Genomic DNA, 15,942 nt, shown 5'->3' with positions numbered 1-15,942 from the left:
GGTCGTGCGGAGTGCCCCGTCCGGTGACCGCGGTGCCGCCGGCGGCGGCCGGAAACGCCGGGGGGCGGGCTGCCCCCGGAAGGGCGGCCCGCCCGCGGCGGATCGGCTGCTGCGTACCGGCCGGTACGGGTCCGGTCAGTACCAGTGGTGCGCCTGCCAGAACGCCCAGGCGCCACAGGGGCTGCCGTAGCGGCTGTTCATGTAGTTCAGGCCCCACTTGATCTGGGTGGCGGCGTTGTCCCGCCAGTCGGCGCCGGCCGAGGCCATCTTCGAGGCCGGCAGGGCCTGCACCAGGCCGTACGCGCCGGAGGACTTGTTGACCGCGTGGATGTTCCAGCTGCTCTCGTGGGACACGATGTTGCTGAAGCACTGCAGCTGGTTCGCCGGAACGATCTGCGCGGCGATCTGCCGCGGGCTGCCGGTGGGTGCGGCGGCCTTGAGGGCGCTGCGCTGCTGGGAGCGGGAGGCGGCCTTGGCCTTGGCGTCCGCCTTCGCCTTGGCGTCCGCGGCGGCCTTCGCGTCGGCAGCGGCCTGCGCATCCGCGGCAGCCTTGGCGTCCGCGGCGGCCTGCGCATCGGCGGCAGCCTTGGCGTCGGCAGCGGCCTGCGCATCCGCAGCGGCCTTGGCATCGGCTGCGGCCTTGGCGTCCGCGTCGGCCTTGGCCTGGGCGTCGGCCTGGGCCTTCGCCTGGTCCGCGGCCGCCTGGTCGGCGACGGCGGTGGCGGCGGCCGGGGTGGCGGCAACGGCGGTGGCCGTCTCCTGGGGCAGTGCCAGCGCCAGGATCGCCGTGCCGGTCACGGCCAGCGTTCCGACGCCTGCGAAGAAGGCGTGCGGGCGGTGGGTCAGCGACAGGTTCTTGGGAAGCGGGAGCTGCATGGAGGGGGACGACCTCTTCCATCGGGGGCCGGTTCGGGCACGCGGGTATCGCGAAGCGTGTTCGGGGTGAACAGGCCCGCGGGCCGTGGACGACGGCCGGGGCGCTCCGGCCGGTGGACCGGAGCGGACGGGATGCACGGCGGCGAGGGCCTCGCTGCCTTGCGACCGGGACATTCTTGGCAGACCCGCCCGACGGGGGCAACGAGCCCGGAAACTACGCGCGATCGTAGGCGGAGCGGAGCGCCCGGCCCTCCTCCGGGCGCTCGGGCAGCGCTTGAACGGCCCTTACCCGAGACCTCGTTTCGGCGCCGGCCGGCCATGGCCACCCCGCTGACCAGCAGATTTCCCCGGCGCCGCGCCCGGGCCCCGGCCCGCTCCCCGCCCGGCGCCCGGCCGGGGGAGCGGCGCCGGCCGGTGCGACGACTATCGGGGGCCGTAGTCGTCCGGGGCCGTGTGCCGGGCTTCACAGGCGCCGGCCGCCGTGGTCGACGACCCGTCACCGCGCGGTCACCCACCGGTGCCCGGGACGGCCTGCGGCGCAGGTCACAGCCGGCCGGCGCCCGCCCGGTGGCTGCCCACGCCCGGCACCGCCGCGGCCGGGGTGACCTCGCGGCGCAGCACCGGCGTCCAGCCCGCGTCGGTGCCCGGCGGCGTGGCGGGGTTCGCGGCGTTGAAGGCGGCGATCAGGTCGGCCGGGCGTCCGTTCACCAGGTTGTTCCGCGCGGTGAGCGCGGTGCCGCCCCAGTGGTGGAGGAACCGGTCGGCGGACATGCCCGCCGGGGGCCTGACGTAGTTGTGCTCCGCCACGATCTGCGAGCCCACGCCGACGCCGATGCTGTACTCGTACTCCTCCGCGCCGACCGCGTAGTGGTTGTCGTACACGTCGGCCTGGCCGAAGCGGACCCGCGGCGCCCGCTGGACGGTGTTCGCCCACATGTCGTGGTGGAAGGTGACCCGCAGGTGGCCCGGGTCGGTGGTGGAGCCGTTTGCTGCTGCCGACCAGGTTGGTCTTGTCGTGGTCCTCGAAGACGTTCCAGGACGCGGTGACGTAGTCCGAGCCGTTGGTGATGTCGAGCCGGCCGTCGTGCACCTGGTACGGGCGGCCGAAGAACAGCGGCCGGCCGGAGTCGCCCGCGTTGAGGTCGACCGTCCCCGCCACGTACACGATCTTCGGGGTGGCGTTCGCGCCGTTGGCGGCGTTGTCGCCGCCGAGCACGGCGACCGGCTCGGCCCGGTTGCGGACGACGAGGACGCGCGCGGCGTCCGCGGCCGCACCGCCGGTCGTGCCGGTCGTCGCCGAACCCCCAGCCGTCGCCGGCGGGCAGCACCGCACGGCCGATGCCCTGCCGGTGGAGGTCTGGCCCCGGCCGCACCACCCGGCGCGCCCAGCCGCCCACGGCGGCCCACTCGGGCGGCACTCGCCCCGGGGGTGCGTGACAGCGCCGCCGCCCGGGCGCGGATACTGGCGGCATGATGATCGCGCTCGTCCTGGTGGTGGCCCTCACCCTGCTCGCTCTCGTGCACTGGTACGTCTGGCGGCGGACGGTGCGCGACGTGTCGGCCCCCGGCAGTGTCTGGCGCCGGGTCGGAACGGGGCTGGCGGTGCTGCTGCCGCTGCTCTCGCTGGGCGCGCTGATCGGCGGCCGGGCCCTGCCGCTCGCCGTCGAACGGTGGCTGGCCTGGCCCGGCTACCTGTGGCTGGCGGTGCTGCTCTACCTGGTGCTGGCGCTGCTGGTCGGCGAGGCCGTCCGGCCGCTGCTGCTCCGCGTCGGGCGGCGCCGTGGCGCCGTGCAGCCGCAGGCCGTGCCGGTGGCCGCGGGCGGTGCCCCGGCTCCCGCCGAGCAGGCCGACCCCGCCGACCCCGCCGAGCAGGCCGGACGGAAGGGGCAGGGCGGCCCGGCCGACCCGTCCCGGCGGCTGCTGGTGGCCCGCGGAGTGGCGGTCGCCGCCGGCGCCACGGCCGCCGCGGTGGTCGGCAACGGCGCGTACGGGGTGCTGCGCGGGCCGCGCCTCAAGCAGGTCACCGTCCCGCTGGCGAAGCTGCCGCGGCAGGCACACGGCTACCGGATCGCCGTGGTCAGCGACATCCACCTCGGCCCGATCCTCGGCCGCGCGCACACCCAGCGGATCGTCGACACCATCAACCGCGCGCAGCCCGACCTCATCACCATCGTGGGCGACCTGGTCGACGGCAGCGTGCCGGAGCTCGGCCCCGCCGCCGAGCCGCTGGCGCAGCTGCGGGCCCGCGACGGCGCCTTCTTCGTCACCGGCAACCACGAGTACTTCTCGGGTGCCGCGCCCTGGGTGGACTTCGTGCGGGAGCTCGGGGTGCACCCGCTGGAGAACGCCCGCACCGAGCTCGGCCACTTCGACCTCGCGGGCGTCAACGACATCGCCGGCACCGCGGAGGGCCAGGGGCCCGACTACGAGCGGGCCCTGGGCGACCGGGACACCCGCCGCGCCGCCGTCCTGATGGCCCACCAGCCGGTGGCCGTGCACGAGGCCGTCCGCCGCGGCGTCGACCTCCAGCTGTCCGGCCACACCCACGGCGGGCAGCTGTGGCCGGGCAACTACCTGGCGGAGCTGGCCAACCCGACGGTCGCCGGGCTGGAGCGGTACGGCGACACCCAGCTCTACGTCACCCGCGGCGCGGGCGCCTGGGGCCCGCCGGTGCGGGTGGGCGCCCCCTCCGACATCACGATCGTCACCCTGGCCTCCTGGCAGGCCTGAGACGGGCCGGCCCGGGACGGTCGTCCCGCGGTCGTCCCACGGCTGTCCCGCCTGGCGAAATGTTCCGTCCCACCTGGTGACCGGTCAGTAGGGTTCCCGGCATGACCGGGAACCCCGCGCACCGCCGTTGGCTGATGCTCGCGATCGGGACGGGCGGCCAGACCGCCATGACCACGGTGCTCTACGGCATGCCGTCGCTGGTGCCCGCCTTCCAGCGGGAGTTCGGGCTGTCGCTCGCCGGGGCGGGCGCCCTGGTCTCCGGCCCGATCGCCGGGATCCTCCTGACCATGGTCGGCTGGGGAGCGGTCGCGGACCGCCGCGGCGAGCGGTTCGCCCTGGCGGCCGGCCTGCTCCCGGCGGCGGCCGTGCTCGCGGTCGCGGCCGCCGTCCCCGGGGTGCCCGCGCTGGCCGTGCTGCTGGTGCTGGCCGGGGCGTTCGGGGCCTCGGTGAACGCGGCCTCCGGCCGTCTGGTGATCGGCTGGTTCCCGCCGCAGCGGCGGGGCGTGGCGATGGGCGTCCGGCAGGCATCGCAGCCGCTGGGCGTGGGCCTGGCCGCCGCCGTCCTCCCGCCGCTCGCCGAGCACGCCGGGCTGCCCGCCGCGCTCGGCTGCTGCGCGGTCATGTGCGCGGTGGCGGGTGCCGCCGTCCTGCTGCTGGCCGCCGATCCGCCGCGCCCGCCGTCCGCCGGACCGGCCAGCTGGCCGGGCCCGTACCGCGGCGCCCGGCTGTGGCGGCTGCACGGTGCGGCGGCGCTGCTGTGCGTCCCGCAGTTCGTGGTGGCGGGCTTCGCCCTGGTCTTCCTCACCGTTGCCCGCGGCTGGTCGGCCGCCACGGCCGGCACGGTGCTCGCGGCCGCCAACCTGGCGGGTGCGGGCGTCCGCCTGGCGGCCGGCTGGTGGTCGGACCGGGTGGGCAGCCGCGTCCGGCCGATGCGGCTGCTCGCGCTGGCCACCGCAGCGGACGTGCTGCTGCTCGCCGTCGGGGCCGCGGCGGACTCCCCGCTGGGTACGGCGGCGCTGCTGCTGGCCACCGGCCTGACCGTCTCCACCAACGGGCTGCACAACACCGCCGTCGCCGAGCACGCCGGGACGGCCTGGGCGGGCCGGGCGCTGGGCGTCCACGGCCTGGCCCAGCACAGCGCGATCGTCCTGGTGCCGCCGCTGACCGGCGCCCTGATCGCCGCCCGCGGCTTCGTCCCCGCCTTCGCCCTGGCCGCCGCCTTCCCGCTGGTGGCGGCCGCCGTCGTCCCCACCGGACCGACCCCCGCCGTGGACGACACCGAGGCCGAGGACACCCCGGCCGGGCCCGCACCCACGGGGCGTACCTCCCGGCCGAAGGCCGAGGGGGAACCGCGCGATCCGGGTGCGGGCCACCGTGCAGATCACGGCTCGACCCGCACCGTCGCGGCACCCGCATCCGGATTGCGCAGTTCCCCGCGCCCCTGAATCGACCGCCCGAGCGAATCGACCGCCGAGCGGATCGACCGCCCCGAGTGAATCGGCCGCCCGAGTGCCCTCCGAGGGCAACGTCAGCCCAGCCGGGACGCCGGCCGTTCCTCGCCCGGCGGGGGGCCGGCGGACGGGCCGCCGCGGAGCAGCGCCAGGTACTCGGCGCGCGGCCTGGGCACCGCACCCAGGCTCCGCACGTGCGGGCTGTCCCACTGGACGTCCAGCAGCAGCCCGCCGGCCTCGGACAGGCGCTGGGCGAGGTCGGCCACGGCGACCCTGGCGGCGTCCGGCCGAATGCCGAACATGGAGTCCAGGCTGATCACCGGCCCGACCCGGACCCCGAACGCGCCGCCGACCAGCTCGCCCTCCTCCCACACCTCGACGCTGTGCGCCCGCCCCCGGGCGTGCAGGGCCTCGAGTGCGGCCCGCAGGTCGGCCGTCAGCCAGGCCGGGGTGCGGCCGGCGGCGCAGCGCTCGACGACCTCGCCGAACGCCTTGTCCGCGGTGGTCGTCCACAGGTCGCTGTTGCGCAGCCGGCGGGCCAGCCGGCTGCCGAGCCGGGCGCCGGTGACGGGGATGACCGGCCGCGGGTCGGGGCACCACCAGGCGACGCCAAAGGCGTCCTCGCCCGCCCCGGGGGGTGCGGCGATGATGCCCTCGGCGACCTGCTCCTCGTAGCGGGCCTCGTTCATCCACAGCGCGTACTCGTCCGGGGCGGGCATCGGGAAGGCGCCGGCCCGGTAGCCGGCGAGCAGTGCGTCCGGGCCGAGGTCGGCGCAGAACGCGGCGGGTGCGTCGGAGGGGGCGCGGTCGAGGACGACCGCGGCCCACCACTGTGCGGTACCGCTCACCCGACGTGCTCCAACTGGCCGCTGGCCTCGAGCCGGTCGAGGTAGAAGTCGAGCAGTTCGGCGTCGACGGCCGGCAGTTCGACGCCGGCCCGCTCCAGCGCCCGGTCGGCGCCGGCCCGGGTGAACTCCGGGAACGTCGGCCGGAAGTACATCTCGCTGATGGTCAGCTCGCTTCCCTCGGCGCGGTCCACGAACAGCGGCACGAACGGGGTGATCGGGTGTGCCGGGTTCGCGGTGGCGAAGGCGATCAGCCGGTGCACCCACTCGCGGTACGGCAGGTGCTCGACCGGGCGGCCGCGGGCGCGAATGCGTTCGGTGAGGTCGCCGAGGGCGGCCGGAGCGGGGTTGGTCAGGTGCAGCACCCGGCCCTCGGCGGGCTCCGTGGTGGAGATGAGGGCGAGCGCACGGGTGAAGACGTCGGCGGGCACGAAGTCCAGCGGCAGGTCGACGTCCGGGCTGGTGCCGCTGTCCCACAGGTAGCGGATGATCGCGGACAGCTCGGTGCCGGGGTTGATCACCCCGTGCCGCAGGTCGCCGGTGACGTCGTTGACCCGGTGCACGGTGACCGGCAGCCCGGCGCCGGCCGCGTGGTGCAGCAGCGCCTCGGCGACCCACTTGCTCTCCACGTAGCCGACCGAGAGCCGGTCGGCGTGCGCGAGCGGGCTCTCCTCGGTGATCTGCCGGACGCCCGCCGGGCCGTACCCGGCGAGCACGGCCATGCTCGACAGGTAGTGCACCGGGATCGCCCGCGAGTGGCCCGCCAGCCGGATCACCTCGCGGGTGCCGGCCACGTTCGCCGCCCGCAGCTGGTGGTACGGGTACAGGAAGTTGACCTGCCCGCCGAGGTGGTGGATCAGGTCGACGGTGCCGGCCAGCTCCTCGAAGCGGCGCCGACCGAGGCCGAGCAGCGGCTCGGACAGGTCGCCGACCACCGGCACCACCCGGTCCGAGTGCAGGTCGCGCAGCAGGTACCGCTGGTGGGCGGCGCGCAGCCGCTCCAGGCCGTGGTCCGGGTCGGGCGCCCGGACCAGGCAGTGCACCCGGGCGTCGGTGGTCTCCAGCAGCGCGCGCAGCAGGTGGGTGCCACAGAACCCGGTGGCGCCGGTCAGCAGGATGTCGGACGGCTGGTGCCAGCGCGGCGCGGCGCGGTCCGGGGCACGGTGCACCGGCACGCCCAGCTCGGCCTCGGCGGTGAAGTCGATCCGCTGCCCGTGCTCGGCGGGCAGCACCCCGCGGGCGTCCCGGGTCACGGTGGTGAACGCGCCGAGGGTGGGGTTCTTCAGCAGCGCCCGGGTCAGCGTGCGGATGCGGTCCACGCCGATCCCGAACATGATCCGGGCACGGGCCAGCATCTCCATCGCCAGCAGCGAGTTGCCGCCGAGCTCGAAGAAGTCGTCGTCGGTGCCGACGTGCTCCACGCCCAGGATCTGCGCCCACAGGTAGGCCAGGCCCGCCTGCACGCCGGTGCCGGGCACGCCGACGACGGCGTGCCCCGGGTCCCGGGCGCCGCGGGCCAGCCCGACCCGGTCGATCTTCCCGCTCGGGGTGACCGGCATGTGCTCCACCGGCACGAAGGCACTGGGCACCAGGTGGTCGGGCAGCCGCGCGGCCATGTACTGCCGCAGGTCCTCCGGCCGCCCGCCGCGGGCCGTGTAGTAGGCGGTGAGCGCCCGCCCGCCGCCGGCCGCCTCGCCCGCCACCACCCGGACCTCGCCCACCGAGGGGTGTTCGCCGAGGACCGCCTCGACCTCGCCGGGGTCCACCCGGTAACCGCGGATCTTCACCTGGTCGTCGGCCCGGCCGATCAGCTCCAGGTTGCCGTCCGGCCGCCACCGGCCGGTGTCGCCGGTGCGGTACATCCGCCCGCCCGGCGTGCCCGCGTACGGCTCGGGCAGAAACCTTTCCGCCGTCAGGTCCGGGCGCTTCCAGTAACCGCGGGCCAACCCCGGGCCGCCGATGTACACTTCGCCCTTCTCACCCGGCGGCACCGGCCGCAGACCCGCGTCCAGCACGTGCACGAACGTGCCCAGCAGCGGCCGTCCCACCGGCACCGGCGCGTGCGCCGGCTGCGCCAGCAGCTCCGGGCCTATCTCGCACAGCGTCGAGGTGATCCCGGTCTCCGTCAGCCCGTACGCATTCAGCAGCCGCGTGCCCGGCAGCCGCCGCAGCGTCTCCCGGCAGTCCTCCGCCGGTACCGTGTCACCGCCCACCACCAGCAACCGCAGCGAGGACGCCGCCGGCCCCTGCGCCGGCAGCACCGCCAGCAGCCGGTGCCAGTACGTCGGCGTCAGATCCGCCACCGTGATGCCCAGTTCGGGCAGCCGGTGGGCCAACTCGATCGGCGCCCACGGATGCCGGCCGCCCAGCACCAGCGCCGCCCCGTTCAGCAGCGGCGTGAATATCTGCTCCAGCGAGGTGTCGAAACCCAGCGCACCCAGCTGCAGCACCCGGTCCGCCGGTGACAGTCCGTACGCTTCCGCCACCCGCGACAGCGTGAACACCATCGTCCGGTGACTCACCGGCACACCCTTCGGCTCACCCGTCGTACCCGAGGTGTAGATCAGGTACGCCAGGTCGTCCGGGTCCGACAGGTCCGTCGGCGGCACCACCGGCGCAGGCCCCGCCGTCCGGTACGCCTCCACCAGCACCGCGGCCGGGAACAGCCCGGCATGGTCACGCGACGTCACCACCGGCCCGCCGCCGGAGTCCGTGGCCAGCTTCGCCAACCGCAGGTCCGGATGCGCCGGATCCAGCGGCAGGAACGCACCACCCGCCTTCAGCGCGGCCAGCATCGCCACCACCATGTCGCCGCTGCGCTCCAGGCACACCGGCACCACCACGTCCGGCCCCACGCCCAGCGCCCGCAACTCCTCGGCCAGCCGGTCGCTGCGCCCGTCCAGTTCCCCGTAGGTCAGCGGGCCGTCGTCGCACAGCACGGCGAGCGCGCCGGGGCGGGTCGCGGCCTGCGCGCGGAACAGCCCGTGCACCGTACGGCCCGGGGCGCCCGAGCCGGTGGGCCTCAGATCGCGCCAGCGGCTTTCGACCTCGCGTCGGCATTCCTCGCGGCCGGCCGGTCCGAATACGCTCCGCCATCCCTCGGGCACCGGGAGTTCGTTCGTCCAAATTGCATACTGCCCATCTTCGTTCGACAGAACGAGATGTGGCCCGAATTGGGGGGGTTGGACGTGATTCGACTGATCCACCGGCAACGACCTCGACAGACGGCGGATGGATTACCGGGAAATATCGGGGAGTGCGTGGACACCGGCCCAGCACGGCCGCGGCCTCCGCCGCCCGCCACGGACCGCCCCCGATAATCTCGACTATAGGCACCCCGGGCGCGCTATGTATGATTGGGAGCGCCCCAATTCCTGAGCGGATCAGCTCATCACCTCCGAAGGAGGTAGCTGGGTTGACACGTCGACGACAGCGGCTGACGATCTGTTATATCGGTCTGACGGCCCTGCTGACGGTGATCTACTACCGTTTTCCCACCGATCGCATCATCTGGTGGACGGGCATCGGGCTCAGCAGCTTCGCTGCGATCGTCATCGGTGTCCGCCTCAACAGGCCCGCCCATGCCGCTTCCTGGTACCTCCTCGCAGTCGCCAACCTGAGCTTCACCGCGGGCGAGGTCGTCCAGGTCATCCAGACCGAGTACCTGCACCAGCTCACCTTCCCCTCGCTCGCGGACGCCTTCTACCTCGCCGAGTTCGTGCTCTACGCCGCCGGCGTCTGGGGATTCATCCGCTGGCGCACCGCCCACCAGGACCGCGGCAGCCTCATCGACGCGCTGACCCTCACCGTCGGCCTCGCGCTGCTCAGCTGGATGTACCTGATCGTCCCGTACGCGCAGAACCCCCAACTCACCGGGTTCCAGAAGGTCATCTCCATCGCCTACCCGCTCGGCGACATCCTCGTGCTCGCCATGCTGATGCGGCTGCTGGTCCCGCGCGGCGGCAAGAGCCCCGCCGTCGTCCTGCTCACCCTCGGCACCGTCGGCCTGCTCGTCTCCGACGTCCTCTACGGCCTCATCCAGCTCCACGGCGTGTGGCGCATCGGCACCCCCGTCGACCTCGGCTGGGCACTCCTCTACACCGCGTGGGGCGTGGCCGCACTGCACCCCTCCATGGTCGAACTGACCCGGCCCATCCCCACCCAGCCCCCGGACATCAGCCGCGGCCGGATCGCCCTGCTGACCATCGCCTCGCTGATCGCGCCCACCATGCTCGTCCTGGAGGTCACCCAGGGCAACGCCGGCAACGCCGCCGTCATCGGCGGCTTCTCCGCCGTCCTCTTCCTGCTCGTCCTCTCCCGGCTCGCCGGCGTCGTCCTCGCCCACCGGCACGCCGTCGAACGCGAACGCGTCCTGCGGATGGCCGGCGCCTCCCTCGCCGGCGCCGTCACCGTCGAGCAGGTCGCCGACGCCGTCCGCACCGCCGCCTCCTCCCTCGTCCCCACCGAGCCCGCCCACGTCGCCCTGCTCTCCGTCGGAGAGGAGGGCGCCCTGCAGACCAACGGCGACGGCCCGCCCGGGGCGGACCCCGCCCGGCACAGCCGCCTCGTCCCCGTCGGCACCCTCGACCACGCCCTCGCCGCCCGCCTCGAAGGAGCCCCCAGCGCCCTCATCTGCCCCCTCGTCCTGGAGAAGCGCCCCTCGGGCGACCCGCTGATCGGCGCCCTCGTCGTCGGCGGCACCGAACACCGGCTCACGGCTTTATGGGGCACCCTCGACATCCTCGCCGGGCAGGCCGCACTCGCGGTCGAACGGGTCATGCTCAACGAGGAGATCAACCGCCGCAACAGCGAGCTCTACTTCCGCACGCTGGTGCAGAGCGCCTCCGACGTGATCCTCATCCTGCGCGCCGACGACACCATCCGGTACGCCAGCTCCTCGGCGGACCGCGTCCTCGGCCACCCCTCGCTCGACGGCCAGGCCCTCACCGACCTCGTGCCGCCGGAGGACAGCCGCGCCGTCAACCAGGCCCTGCTGCGCATGCGCACCCGCGAACAGGCCGAGCAGCGCGAACACTGGCGGCTGCTGCGCAACGACCGCAGCGTCATCGAGGCCGAGGTCCGCTGGAACGACCTGCGCGACGACCCCACCGTCGGCGGCCTGGTGCTCACCCTGCGCGACGTCACCGACCAGCGGCAGATGGAACGCGAACTCACCCACCGCGCCTTCCACGACTCGCTCACCGGCCTGGCCAACCGCGTCCTCTTCCAGGACCGCGTCGGCCACGCCCTCTCCCGCAGCGGCCGCCGCGGCACCGTCACCGGCGTGCTCTTCATCGACCTCGACGACTTCAAGGTCGTCAACGACACCCAGGGCCACGCCGTCGGCGACGAACTCCTGGTCGCCGTCTCGCTGCGGATCTCCACCGCGCTGCGCACCTCCGACACCGCGGCCCGGCTCGGCGGCGACGAGTTCGCCGTGCTGGTCGAGGACGCCCTGTCGCCCGCCGACGTCGGCGCCACCGCCGCCGGGGTGCTCGCGGTCTTCGAGGAGCCGTTCAGGCTGAGCTCCGGCACCGTGCGGGTCGCCGCCAGCGTCGGCGTCGCCACCACCGAGGACAGCGACGACGGCGCCGAGCTGCTCACCCACGCCGACCTGGCGCTGTACTCGGCGAAGGCGGCCGGCAAGCGGCAGTGGTGCCACTACCGGCCCGCGCTGCAGGCCGGCCTGGTCGAGCGGCACGAGCTCAACGAGAGCCTGGACGAGGCGATCGCCGAGTCCGCCTTCGCGCTGTACTACCAGCCGATCGTCGACCTCGGCGACGGGAGCCTGGTCGGCTTCGAGGCGCTGGTGCGCTGGCCGCACGAGCGGCGCGGCATGGTCCTGCCGGAGGAGTTCATCTCGCTCGCCGAGGAGAGCGGCCAGATCGTGCCGCTGGGCGCCTGGGTGCTGGAGCGGGCGGTCGCCGAGGCGGCCCGCTGGCAGCGGCTGACCCGGGCCGAGCGGGCGGCCGACGGGCGCGGCCCGCTGCGGGTGAGCGTCAACGTCTCGGGCCGGCAGTTCCGCGACGCGGGCTTCGTCGACACCGTGCGCCGGGCCATCGACCAGAGCGGCATCGAGCCGCACACGCTGGTGCTGGAGCTCACCGAGACGGTGCTGATGCGGCGCGACGAGCGGTTGCGCACCGACATGCAGCTGCTCGGCGACCTCGGCGTGCAGATCGCCATCGACGACTTCGGCACCGGCTACTCCTCGCTGAGCTACCTGCGCGAGTTCCCGATCTCCATCCTGAAGATCGACAAGTCGTTCATCGACGGGCTCGGCCACTCCCAGCAGCAGTACGCGCTGGTCGAGGGCATCGCGCGGATCGCCGACACGCTGGGCGTGCAGGTCATCGCCGAGGGCATCGAGAACACGGTGCAGCGGGAGCTCCTGGCCGCGATGGGCTGCCCGCTCGGACAGGGCTACCTGTTCGCCCGGCCGCTGACCTCGGACCAGGCGGGCAGTCTGGTGCAGGAGGACGCCCGCCCGGCCGGGCTGAACATCGGGCGCGCCTGAGGCGTGCACGCCGGGCGGGCCCGAGGCGGCCGGGTGCGCCCGGGACGGCCGGGGGCGGTCTCCGGCTGCCTCCGGGTGCAGGCACCCGGAGGCCCGCCCTCCGATTTGATCATCTGGCGGGCCGTCAAGTTACCATCAGGTAGATTGTTGGTGATCTGCCAAAGGACCCTCTCCGTGCTCGACCGTCGACCGCGCCGCACCGGCCGCGTCACCCGCCCCCTGCTCGTCCTCGCCGCCGTCCTCGGCGTGCTCCCCGCCGCCGCACCGGCCTACGCCGCGCAGCCCGCCACCCCGCACCTCGACGCCGTGGAGCGCACCCTGCGGGAGGTGTCGCCGGGCCTGGAGGGCCCGGTCTGGCAGCGCACCGACGGCAACCGCTTCGACGGCGTCCTGCAGACGCCCGGCTGCTGGGGCGACCCGGCCTGCCGCACCCGCACCGGCAGCGACGAACTGCTCGCCCGCACCACCGCCGCCGTCGCCGCCGCCACCCGCACCGTCGACGTCTCCTCGCTCGCGCCCTTCCCCAACGGCGGCTTCGAGGACGCCCTGGTCGCCGGCCTCCAGCAGGCCACCGCCGGCGGCAACCGCATCACCGTGCGCATCCTGGTCGGCGCCGCGCCCGTCTACCACCTCAACGTGAAGCCCGCCGCCTACCGCGACGAGCTGCTCGCCCGCCTCGGCCCGGCCGCCGCGAACGTCACCCTCACCGTGGCCTCCGCCACCACCTCCCGCACCGGCCTGTCCTGGAACCACTCCAAGATCCTGGTCGTGGACGGCGCCACCGCGATCGTCGGCGGCATCAACGGGTGGAAGGACGACTACCTCGACACCGCCCACCCGGTCACCGACGCCGACGTCGAGATCACCGGCCCCGCGGCCGGCTCCGCCGCCCGCTACCTCGACACCCTGTGGTCCTGGACCTGCGACAACACCGGCACCTTCAGCCAGAACGTCTGGTTCGCCGCCTCCGCCGGCGCCGGCTGCCTGCGCACCCTCGACACCCCTGCGGCCCCCGCGGCCGGCGGTGTCCCGGTGATCGCCGTCGGCGGCCTCGGCATCGGCGTCCGCACCGCCGACCCCGCCTCCGGCTACCGTCCGCAACTGCCCGGGGCGGCCGCCACCCGCTGCGGCATCGGCGTGGCCGACCGCACCAACAACGACCGCGACTACGAGACGGTCAACCCCGAGGAGAACGCGCTGCGCGCCCTCGTCGCGAGCGCCACCGAGCGCATCGAGATCTCCCAGCAGGACCTCAACGCCACCTGCCCGCCGCTGCCCCGCTACGACCAGCGGCTGTACGACGTGCTGGCCGCCAAGCTGGCCGCGGGCGTCAAGGTGCGGATCGTGGTCAGCGACCCGGCCAACCGCGGCGCGGTCGGCAGCGGCGGCTACTCGCAGATCAGGTCGCTCGCCGAGATCGGCGACGTGCTGAAGGACCGTCTGGTGAAGCTGACCGGCGACCAGGCCAAGGGCCGGGCCGCGCTCTGCGGCAACCTGCAGCTCGCCTCCTTCCGCGCCGCACCCACCGCCACCTGGGCCGACGGCCACCCGTACGCGCTGCACCACAAGGTGGTGTCGGTGGACGGCCAGGCCTTCTACACCGGCTCGAAGAACCTCTACCCGGCCTGGCTGCAGGACTTCGGCTACATCGTCGAGGACCGCGCCGCCGCCGGACGGCTCGACGCCGAGGTGCTCGCGCCGCAGTGGCAGTACTCGCAGGCCACCGCGACGGTCGACCACCAGCGGGGCATCTGCACCGCCTGAGACCGCCGCGCCCGCCCCTCTCGTGGACGGAGGGGCGGGCGCGGCCCGTGGCAGTCCTCCCGGGCGGTGCTCACGGGTCGGTGATTTTCCGGCCAGTGCTTCCGGGTCAGTGCTCCTGGGCTGTGTGGATCTTCGCCCAGGAGCGCGGCTGCTGCGGGGCGGCCGACGGCCGGGCCGCCTGCGCGCCCGGCGGGACGGCACCGCGGGCCGGCTTGGACGCCGTGTACAGCCAGGTCTGCAGCAGCTCGCCCAGCGGCTTGCCGGAGATCCGCTCGGCGTACTGCCGGAACTCCGCGATCGTCGCGTCGCCGTACCGGTGCTCGGCCGGCCAGCCCTTCAGGATGCGGAAGAACGCCTCGTCGCCGACCTCGTTGCGCAGCGCCTGCAGGGCCAGCGCCCCGCGGTCGTACACCGCGCCGTCGAACTGGTGGTCCGCGCCGGGGTCGCCGGGCTTCACCGTCCAGAACGGGTCGTCCGCCGGGTGCGAGGAGTACACCCAGTCCGCGAGCTCCTGCGCGGTGCCCTCGTTCTCGTGCTCCGACCACAGCCACTGCGCGTACGTGGCGAAGCCCTCGTTCAGCCAGATCTCGCTCCACCGCCGGACGGAGACCGTGTCGCCGAACCACTGGTGGGCCAGCTCGTGCACCACCACCGAGGTGTTGGAGCCGCGGGAGAACTGCCGCGGGCTGTAGAACACCCGGGTCTGGTTCTCCAGGGCGTAGCCGGTCTTCACGTTGGGCACGTAGCCGCCGACCGAGCCGAAGGCGTACGGGCCCAGGTAGCCGGACAGCCAGTCGGCGAGTTCGCCGGTGCGCTCCACGCTCGCCCGGGCGGCGCCGTCGTTGTCGCCGAGGTCGCGGCTGTAGGCGTTCAGCACCGGGATGCCGCCCGGGCTGGTGGAGCGGGTGATGTCGAAGCGTCCGACCGCGAGCGTCGCCAGGTAGGTGGCCTGCGGCTTGTTCTGCCGCCAGTTGTACCGGGTCCAGCCGATCCGCGAGCTCTGCGAGACCAGGTCGCCGTTGCTGATGGCCTGGGTGCCGTCCGGGACGAGCACCGACACGTCGAAGGTGGCCTTGTCGGACGGGTGGTCGTTGCTCGGGAACCACCACCAGGCCGCCTCCGGCTCGCCCGCCGCCACCCCGCCGTCGGGGGTGCGCAGCCACGCGGTGAAGCCGTAGCGGGAGACCGCGGACGGCGTGCCCGCGTAGCGGACCACCACCGTGGTGCGCTGCCCCTTGGCGAGCGGCGCGGCCGGGGTGACCTCCAGCTCCTGCTCGCCGGTGGCGGCGAACTTCGCCGGACGGCCGTCCACCAGCACCTCGCTGACGTCCAGTGCGAAGTCCAGGTCGAACCGGGAGAGGTTCTGGGTGGCGGTGGCCAGGATGGTGGTGGTGCCCTCCAGCCGGTCGGTGGCCGGCTGGTACTTCAGCCTGATGTCGTAGTGCGAGACGTCGTATCCGCCGTTGCCGTAGGTGGGGTAGTAGGCGTCGCCGATGCCGGGGGAGCCGGCGGTGGCCGCGGCGGCCGAGGCCGGGTCGGCCAGTAAGAGGGCGGCGGCGGCCGCCAGGGAGACGATCATCCTCGTGCGCACAGGGGTCCTCCAGTGCGGTCGGGGTGCGGACGATTGACGGTAGATCGGGTCGACCCTCCGTCAGGCGCGCCTCAGTCTCACCTTTATGAAGTGTTCATGCAAGGACACCTTCGGCCACCCGGAGGCAACGCAGGAGGGGCGCGGGGAACCGCACGGTTACCCCCGCCC

The 15,942-nt window shown here is 74.3% G+C and carries 8 protein-coding genes and 3 pseudogenes; 4 read left to right on the top strand and 7 right to left on the bottom strand.

Going from position 1 to position 15,942, the window contains the following annotated elements:
- Positions 1 to 135 precede the first annotated feature (135 nt).
- The 3 genes and pseudogenes from AB0M03_RS17520 to AB0M03_RS17510 all read right to left on the bottom strand — a co-directional run.
- Complete coding sequence (locus AB0M03_RS17520) at positions 136 to 876, bottom strand: lytic transglycosylase domain-containing protein (RefSeq protein WP_363492415.1); 741 nt, start codon at positions 874 to 876, stop codon at positions 136 to 138.
- Between the two features lie 543 nt (positions 877 to 1,419).
- Positions 1,420 to 1,851 (bottom strand): annotated as a pseudogene (locus tag AB0M03_RS17515) (pectate lyase); the annotation flags it as partial.
- A gap of 25 nt (positions 1,852 to 1,876) precedes the next feature.
- Positions 1,877 to 1,966 (bottom strand): annotated as a pseudogene (locus AB0M03_RS17510) (hypothetical protein); the annotation flags it as partial.
- A 380-nt stretch (positions 1,967 to 2,346) separates the two neighbouring features.
- On the opposite strand from AB0M03_RS17510, the gene AB0M03_RS17505 reads away from it, so the two are divergent.
- Positions 2,347 to 3,606 carry a metallophosphoesterase gene (locus AB0M03_RS17505; protein WP_363492414.1) on the top strand — a complete coding sequence of 420 codons (1,260 nt, stop codon included), beginning with the start codon at positions 2,347 to 2,349 and terminating at the stop codon, positions 3,604 to 3,606.
- A gap of 101 nt (positions 3,607 to 3,707) precedes the next feature.
- Positions 3,708 to 5,051: an MFS transporter gene (locus tag AB0M03_RS17500; protein ID WP_363492413.1), complete on the top strand. Its 1,344-nt coding sequence runs from the start codon at positions 3,708 to 3,710 to the stop codon at positions 5,049 to 5,051.
- A gap of 83 nt (positions 5,052 to 5,134) precedes the next feature.
- Here the strand turns inward: AB0M03_RS17500 and AB0M03_RS17495 are convergent, their stop codons facing one another.
- From AB0M03_RS17495 to AB0M03_RS17485, 3 genes and pseudogenes are all read right to left on the bottom strand, one after another.
- Positions 5,135 to 5,905, bottom strand: a complete 771-nt coding sequence (locus tag AB0M03_RS17495) for a leucyl/phenylalanyl-tRNA--protein transferase (protein WP_363492412.1) — start codon at positions 5,903 to 5,905, stop codon at positions 5,135 to 5,137.
- Entirely contained in the window at positions 5,902 to 8,892 is a 2,991-nt protein-coding gene (locus tag AB0M03_RS17490) for an amino acid adenylation domain-containing protein (RefSeq protein ID WP_363492512.1), read from the bottom strand. Before AB0M03_RS17490 ends, AB0M03_RS17495 begins: the two co-directional genes overlap by 4 nt.
- Positions 8,893 to 8,955: 63 nt before the next feature.
- Positions 8,956 to 9,108: pseudogene (locus AB0M03_RS17485) on the bottom strand (MbtH family NRPS accessory protein); the annotation flags it as partial.
- A gap of 209 nt (positions 9,109 to 9,317) precedes the next feature.
- Between AB0M03_RS17485 and AB0M03_RS17480 the strand changes: the two are divergent.
- Together AB0M03_RS17480 and AB0M03_RS17475 are read left to right on the top strand one after the other, a co-directional pair.
- The gene (locus AB0M03_RS17480; RefSeq protein WP_363492411.1) at positions 9,318 to 12,419 is read left to right on the top strand and encodes an EAL domain-containing protein; all 3,102 of its coding nucleotides are present in this window, start codon (positions 9,318 to 9,320) and stop codon (positions 12,417 to 12,419) included.
- Between the two features lie 174 nt (positions 12,420 to 12,593).
- On the top strand, positions 12,594 to 14,183 hold the full coding sequence (locus tag AB0M03_RS17475) for a phospholipase D-like domain-containing protein (RefSeq protein WP_363492410.1): 1,590 nt from the start codon (positions 12,594 to 12,596) through the stop codon (positions 14,181 to 14,183).
- A gap of 106 nt (positions 14,184 to 14,289) precedes the next feature.
- On the opposite strand, the gene AB0M03_RS17470 is transcribed toward AB0M03_RS17475, so the two are convergent.
- On the bottom strand, positions 14,290 to 15,762 hold the full coding sequence (locus AB0M03_RS17470) for a M1 family metallopeptidase (protein ID WP_363492511.1): 1,473 nt from the start codon (positions 15,760 to 15,762) through the stop codon (positions 14,290 to 14,292).
- Positions 15,763 to 15,942: the final 180 nt, after the last annotated feature.

Origin of the sequence: Kitasatospora sp. NPDC051914 (genome assembly GCF_040680995.1) — a bacterium.
Classification (GTDB): Bacteria; Actinomycetota; Actinomycetes; order Streptomycetales; family Streptomycetaceae; genus Kitasatospora.
The sequence above is the reverse complement of the archived record's forward strand: the minus strand, read 5'-3'. Positions and strand labels throughout refer to the sequence as shown.

Bases quoted from the DNA above. Each gene is read 5' to 3' on its own strand.
- AB0M03_RS17520 (WP_363492415.1), bottom strand. From the start codon at position 876: ATGCAGCTCCCGCTTCCCAAGAACCTGTCGCTGACCCACCGCCCGCAC.
- AB0M03_RS17505 (WP_363492414.1), top strand. From the start codon at position 2,347: ATGATGATCGCGCTCGTCCTGGTGGTGGCCCTCACCCTGCTCGCTCTC.
- AB0M03_RS17500 (WP_363492413.1), top strand. From the start codon at position 3,708: ATGACCGGGAACCCCGCGCACCGCCGTTGGCTGATGCTCGCGATCGGG.
- AB0M03_RS17470 (WP_363492511.1), bottom strand. From the start codon at position 15,762: ATGATCGTCTCCCTGGCGGCCGCCGCCGCCCTCTTACTGGCCGACCCG.